Origin of the sequence: Corynebacterium sp. HMSC072D12 (assembly GCF_001813925.1) — a bacterium.
Taxonomy (GTDB): domain Bacteria; phylum Actinomycetota; class Actinomycetes; order Mycobacteriales; family Mycobacteriaceae; genus Corynebacterium; species Corynebacterium aurimucosum.
Map to the genome: position 1 here is coordinate 51,232 of NZ_KV814402.1, position 6,379 is coordinate 57,610.

The window sequence follows — 6,379 nt, forward strand, 5'->3', positions numbered from 1 at the left end:
GATTTCACAGATCGGGCCGTTGGAACCGATTCAAAATCAAGATCAAGGCATTATCCCAGGCTGTTCCGGGAATCCACATCGATCTATCCACACGAAATGTCCCTTAAGCCTCAAAGTCAAAGTCTGCCATCGTGTACGCCGTGCAGATATGCCCCATAAGGTCGGTGTACTCGGAGCTGCCTAGTGCCTCCCCTACTATCTCGTCCGTCAGCAACACCAGCTCCAGGCGGGAGGTCCTGAGCACAAGGCCCGGGAATTGGCAACGCTGCTGCAAGATGCCGTTCCACGTGGACTTGCTCTGATTCCACAGGTCCATGCTTAGACGCACGCTATCCTCCGGCACCTTGCGACCCTTGCTGCGGCTCCTTATGGATGCCGTTCAGACGCTTCAGTACAACGGCCTGAAGTAGGACCTTCTCGTATGGGTCGCGTTCCGTGGTTTCGTACGACGAGACCGGAGTGTTATCATATTCTTGCATCGTGTTTAGATTCCTTTCTGCCGATGCGGCCCCTCACTTATGGAGTTGCAGCTCCGAGGGGTCATTTTACGTTTTAAGCCGCCTACAGTATTTCGGCTTAAGGGTCAAAATGTGTGCCTGGCTCGGCGTGCCAGCAGGCCTAGTTTTAGAGCCTCGGGAACAAGACTGACGCTTCGCAAGAAAGGAAGCTGTCTATGACAAGTCACTATGTTTGCGATGCGCACCGTATCCCCTGGCATTGGCCCTAGGCTTTGCCACGCCGAGCCTCTAAGACGTCGGCTTGAGAGAACCTGAAACGACAAAGTGTGAGTAGACCTTCGCTCTGCTGCCCCTGGTTAGGGCGCGGGTTTTCAACACGAAGACTACAAGTGCGTTAGAAGAGACGTGTTGTGAACTGACCGCTTCACAATCGACCTGCTTTGCCTCAGAGCACGAGAATTCCGCCGTTGTTAATAAATGCGCTTAACGGTGTGGATATATTTAGAGGTAAGGAAAACTCTCTCAAATCCTCGCAACTCTCCTGCTAAGCGCGGCGGAAGGCGAGAGCATCCGCAGCAATGTCGCGTAACTCAACATTGCTGCGTAGCAATCACTCAAGGAAAGCTGACAATGACCTACAACACCCCACCCCAATACCAAATCCCCGCTCCTGAAAAAAGTGGTCGACGACTCCGCTGGTGGCATATCATCCTGAGCATGCTAGCGGGGGCGATTATCGCAACCGCGTCCATCGTAGCTATCGCATTCGCTATACCGGAGGATGCGATAGAAGAAGGTAGCGCGTCCGAAGTGGGTGGTGGCAATGTTGCTGCAACTCAGTATCTTTCAGACAAGGGAATCAACATTGAACCGGAACTAATCGGCAGAATTTCTACAATCGTGTGCGATGGCATGGCCAGCGGGAATACCGGAAGTCAGTTAATCAACGCTGTGGAGGAAACGATGGACGGCATTAACTATATGAACGCATCTGAATTGGTGGCGGCTTCCACGGTTTATACGTGCCCGGAGCATATCGGAAAACTGGCCAGATAAACGCCACATTGATTTTGCGGTTTAATCGCCGTTCAGTCTCCCAAGAAGTATCCGCACTAACCGTCTGTTTTCTGGCAGCTGGTGCGGCTTTCTTTGTTATGCGGTCGGACCTTGCATCTTTTCTGCGCGGGTGACCAAGCTCTGCGTAGAGTGGGCCGCATGACAGTACCCAATATCGAACTCCACGACGGCAACACCATCCCCCAGCTCGGCTACGGTGTCTTCAAAGTTGAGCCCGACAAGACCGAAGAGCTGGTCCTCAAAGCCCTCAAGGTGGGCTACCGCCACATCGACACCGCTGCCATCTACGGCAACGAGGAAGGCGTGGGCCGCGCGATTGCTAAGTCTGGCATCCCGCGCGAAGAGCTATTCATCACCACGAAGCTGTGGAATGACCGCCAGACTGATGCCGCCGCTGCTCTCGACGAGTCCTTGGAAAAGCTAGGACTGGACTATGTGGACCTCTACCTCATCCACTGGCCCTGCCCGGACAATGGCACGTACGTCGACGCATGGAAGCAGCTCATTGAGCTAAAGAAGGCCGGCAAGGCCAAGTCCATCGGCGTCTCCAACTTCGAATTAGAGCACCTGGACCAGCTGGAAACCCAGACTGATGAAACCCCCGTGGTCAACCAGGTAGAGCTGCACCCTTACCTGCAGCGCTGGCGCGAGCTCGATGCCTTCCGCGCCCACCAGGTGCACATCGAGGCCTGGGGTCCACTAGGTCAGGGTAAGACGGATCTCTTCGAGCAGTCGGAAATCACCGAGCCCGCCGAGAAATATGGCGTTTCCCCCGCTCAGGTGATCATCCGCTGGCACCTGCAAAATGGCGTCATCGTATTCCCGAAGTCCGAAAACCCGGAGCGCATAGCGCAGAACTTCGATGTATTCGGCTTCGAGCTTGATGAATCCGAGATGGCTGCGATTACTGATCTCGACCTCGGGGAAGAGGGCCGCGGCGGCACTCACCCCAAGGACATGAACTAAGCCTCCGGAAGCTCCGGCGGAATGTTGGTGCGCTCGTACTCGGCAAGAATGTCGATGCGACGCTGGTGGCGCTCAGCACGGGACCATTCCTGATCAAGGAAGGCATCCACGATGGCGAGTGCCTCCTCCTCGGAGTGCATGCGGCCACCGATGCCGATGAGCTGGGCATTGTTGTGCTCACGAGCCAAGCGGGCGGTCTCGGGGGACCAAGCCAGGGCGCAGCGCGCGCCCTTCACCTTATTCGCGGCAATCTGCTCACCGTTGCCGGAACCGCCCAACACGATGCCGAGTGAGCCCGGATCGTTGACGGTCCGCAGCGCGGCCTCGATGCAAAATGCCGGGTAGTCGTCCTCGGCGTCGTACTCGTGGGCACCGCAGTCAATGACGTCGTGGCCCTGCTTCTTCAGGTGTTCGGCGATGATGTTCTTCATCTCGAAACCTGCGTGGTCTGCTCCTAAATAAACGCGCATGGCCCACATCCTACCGGCCTGTGGGCCATCCCACGCGCTAAACCTGCGGGGATTCGGTGCGGGAGCGCTTGAGCTCGAAGAAGTAGGGGAACTGGGCGAGGCGCACGGAGGCGTCGAAAAGCTCGCCGGCTTCCTCGCCGGTGGGAACGCGCGTGATGACTGGGCCGAAGAAGGCGGTATCGCCGAACTTCACCACTGGGGTACCGACCTCGTCGCCAACTTCGGAGATGCCGCAGTTGTGGAACTCGATGAGCTTGTCATCCATCTCTTCGGTGTTGGCCACGGAGGCGAAGTCGGCGGGGAGGGAGGCGTCGTCAAGCGCCTGCTTGATGATGCCGTCATAAGCGCCGTACCCCTTCTTACCGCCCTGGCCCTCGGTGTGGATGCGGGTGCCCATCGCGGTGTAGAAGGCATCGACCTTCTCCGGGGCCTCCACCGCAATCTTGGCTGCTACGCGGGCAGGGCCCCAGTTGGCCTCCATCATCTTCATGTACTCCGGATCCAGGTCGCGGCCCTTGTTGAGCACGGACAGGGACATCGGTTCGAAGGTCACCTCGATATCGCGAACCTTCTCCACTTCCTTAATCCAGCGCGAGGTCAGCCACGCGAAGGGGCACGAGCAGTCGAACCAGAACGTCACTTGTTGAGCCACAATAATTCTCCTTTGCTTGTGCGGTCTATGGCACCCCACCCTAGGCGTGTGACTACGCTGGTGCAGAGACTTAAGGTACCGAGAAAGAGGAGAGTAAGGTACCGAGAAAGAGGAGAGACAGTACATGACCTCGATTAACCTCACCCGCGAGGAAGCCCAGCAGCGTTCCGACATGGTGGAGGTAAGCCACTACGACGTCGCCCTCGACCTCACCGGGGAAGAGTTCTTCACCTCCACCACGGTGGTGAAATTCCGGGTGAAGGAAGCTGGTTCGACGTTTATTGACCTGCGCGGTGACGAGCTTCTCGAGGTCCGCCTCAATGGTGCGCCGTTGCCCACCAGCGCTTATGACCCGACGTACGGCATCCCACTCTCGGGTTTGCAGGTGGCGGAGTATGAGCTCAAGGTCGTGGCGAAGATTCGTTACTCCCGCACCGGCGAGGGCCTGCACCGCTTTATCGACCCGGTGGATGGTGAGGCCTACCTCTACACCCAGTTCGAGACTGCCGACGCCAAGCGTGTCTTCGCCTGCTTTGACCAGCCGGACTTGAAGGCTACGTACTCGCTGACTTTTGAGGTCCCAGAGCACTGGGCGGTCATTACCAACTCCCCCATCACGCGTTCGGGCAATACCGTGCGCGCGGCGGTGGATTACCCGCTGTCGACCTACTTGATTGCGCTGTGCGCGGGCCCGTACGTTGGTGTGACGGATACGTGGACGGGCACGCTGGCGGAGCACCCGGAGGGCTCGCCGGCACAAACCGTTGAGGTGCCGCTGGGGATTTACTGCCGCCCCTCGCTGCTGGATTCGCTCGACGCGGAGCGCCTCTTCACCGAGACTAAGCAGGGCTTTGATTTCTATCACCGCAACTTCGGCTTTGCCTACCCCTTTGGCAAATATGACCAAATCTTCGTGCCGGAGTTTAACGCCGGTGCGATGGAAAACGCCGGCTGCGTGACCATCCGTGACGAGTACGTCTTTACGTCTCAGGCCTCGCACTACAAGTACGAGCGCCGCGCGGACACCATCCTGCACGAGCTGGCCCACATGTGGTTCGGCGACTTGGTGACCATGCAATGGTGGGATGATTTGTGGCTCAACGAGTCTTTTGCTACCTGGTCAGCGGCGATCTCCCAGGCGGAGGAAACTCAATACGACACCGCGTGGGTGACCTTCGCCAATGTGGAAAAGGCCTGGGCTTACCAGCAGGATCAGCTGCCCACCACGCACCCCATTTCCACGGATGCCTCCGATATTGAGACCGTGGAACAGAATTTCGACGGCATTACCTACGCCAAGGGTGCGTCGGTGCTCAAGCAGCTGCAGGCCTATGTGGGCCGCGAGAACTTCTTCGCCGGCGTGCGCCGCCATTTCCAGGAACACCAGTGGTCGAATGCCACCTTCGGGGATCTGCTGCGCCACTTGGAGGAGGCCTCAGGGCGTGACCTGTCCTTCTGGGCACAGCAGTGGCTCAAGACCACGGGCGTAAACACGCTGGGCGTGGCGTTGGGTACGGACGAGTCCGGCACCATCACGCAGGCCTACCTCACCCAGCGTGGTGATACCCTGCGCACGCACCGCGTCGCTGTCGGCGTCTATGCCTTGCAGGGTGAGAAGGTGGTGCGCACCGAGCGCATCGAGATGGATATCGACGGCTCCTCCACCGAGATTCCGGAGCTTGAGGGCCGCGCGCTTTCCGACGTCCCCTTCGTCCTTCCCAACGACGATGACCTGACCTACTGCCTCATCGATCTGGATGCGGGTTCTTTGCAGTTCCTGTTGGAGAATGTCGACAAGTTCGAGGACCCCATGGCCCGCACTCTGTGCTGGTCCACCGCGTGGGAGATGACCCGTGCAGGTACCATGCGCGCCCGCGACTTCGTGGCACTGGTGGCCCGTGGTGCTGAGGCCGAAACCGAGCTCGCCGTGCTCGAGCGTATCCTCTCCCAGGCCGCCACCGCGCAGTCCACCTACGCCGACCCGGAGTGGGCTAAGGAGGACACACAGCTTGCTGACGCCCTCCTGGCGGGCGCCCGCTCCGATGACGCCGAGCGCTCCATCGTCTTCACCCAGGCGCTGGCCGGCATTAAGCTTCACGACGCCTCCCGCGCCTTCTTCCAGGACCTTCTTGAGAACTCCTCGGATGCGGGCCTGCGCTGGAAGGCGCTCACCGCGCTCATTGCTGATGGCTCGCTTGCCGACGTCACCGGGCCCGAAGCCGCCGGCGCCGCCCTGACGGCGGTGGCTGAGGAACTCAAGCGCGATAACACCGCGACGGGCTACCAGGCCTCGCTTAAGGCGTTGGCTGCGGTTAATACCGAGGACAACAAGCGCGCGGTGTGGGACGAGATTGTCGCCGGTGAACTGGGCAACCGCGACTTGGAATCCAAGCTAGCGGGCCTGGCGTTCGTAGGCTCCGACGAGCTCCTGCCGAGCGCTGAGTTCTTTGACGTGGCGGAAAAGATCTGGTCCGCGCAATCCAACGAGATTGCCCTGACCACGGTAACCGGGTTGTTCCCGCGCTGGGATGTCAGCCAGGAGACCCTCGACCGCGCCGACGAGTTCCTCTCCCGCGACCTAGCCGGTGGCCTGCGCCGCGCAGTCACCGAGCAGCGCGACCGCCTCGCCCGCGCCCTGCGCAACCGCGCCATTGACCGCGGCTAGTCCCCAGAGCATACGCATCAAGCCCCCTCACCTGAGGGGCTTGTGCTCCAGTTCCTCCTCCCCCTGTCCGCCGCCACCGTTCACCCAGCCA

Annotated in this window: 6 protein-coding genes; 3 read left to right on the forward strand and 3 right to left on the reverse strand. The window is 59.6% G+C overall.

The annotated features are described in order from the left end of the window. Positions 1 to 103: 103 nt before the first annotated feature. A complete protein-coding gene (locus HMPREF2943_RS06475; RefSeq protein ID WP_141756094.1) occupies positions 104 to 328 on the reverse strand; it encodes a hypothetical protein in 225 nt (74 codons plus the stop codon). Positions 329 to 1,088: 760 nt separating this feature from the next. On the opposite strand from HMPREF2943_RS06475, the gene HMPREF2943_RS06480 reads away from it, so the two are divergent. Both HMPREF2943_RS06480 and HMPREF2943_RS06485 read left to right on the forward strand, forming a co-directional pair. Beyond that, positions 1,089 to 1,514, forward strand: a complete 426-nt coding sequence (locus HMPREF2943_RS06480; RefSeq protein ID WP_070711129.1) for a DUF732 domain-containing protein — start codon at positions 1,089 to 1,091, stop codon at positions 1,512 to 1,514. A gap of 159 nt (positions 1,515 to 1,673) precedes the next feature. Next, complete coding sequence (locus HMPREF2943_RS06485) at positions 1,674 to 2,501, forward strand: aldo/keto reductase (RefSeq protein ID WP_070711130.1); 828 nt, start codon at positions 1,674 to 1,676, stop codon at positions 2,499 to 2,501. On the opposite strand, the gene HMPREF2943_RS06490 is transcribed toward HMPREF2943_RS06485, so the two are convergent. Both HMPREF2943_RS06490 and HMPREF2943_RS06495 read right to left on the reverse strand, forming a co-directional pair. After that, positions 2,498 to 2,971 carry a ribose-5-phosphate isomerase gene (locus HMPREF2943_RS06490; protein WP_046647313.1) on the reverse strand — a complete coding sequence of 158 codons (474 nt, stop codon included), beginning with the start codon at positions 2,969 to 2,971 and terminating at the stop codon, positions 2,498 to 2,500. The genes HMPREF2943_RS06485 and HMPREF2943_RS06490 overlap by 4 nt on opposite strands. Before the next feature lie 37 nt (positions 2,972 to 3,008). Continuing rightward, positions 3,009 to 3,623: a mycothiol-dependent nitroreductase Rv2466c family protein gene (locus tag HMPREF2943_RS06495; protein WP_070711131.1), complete on the reverse strand. Its 615-nt coding sequence runs from the start codon at positions 3,621 to 3,623 to the stop codon at positions 3,009 to 3,011. A 124-nt stretch (positions 3,624 to 3,747) separates the two neighbouring features. Here HMPREF2943_RS06495 and pepN point away from each other — a divergent pair, with 124 nt between their 5' ends. Next, a complete protein-coding gene (gene pepN / locus HMPREF2943_RS06500) occupies positions 3,748 to 6,288 on the forward strand; it encodes an aminopeptidase N (RefSeq protein ID WP_070711132.1) in 2,541 nt (846 codons plus the stop codon). The last annotated feature ends 91 nt before the right edge of the window (positions 6,289 to 6,379 follow it).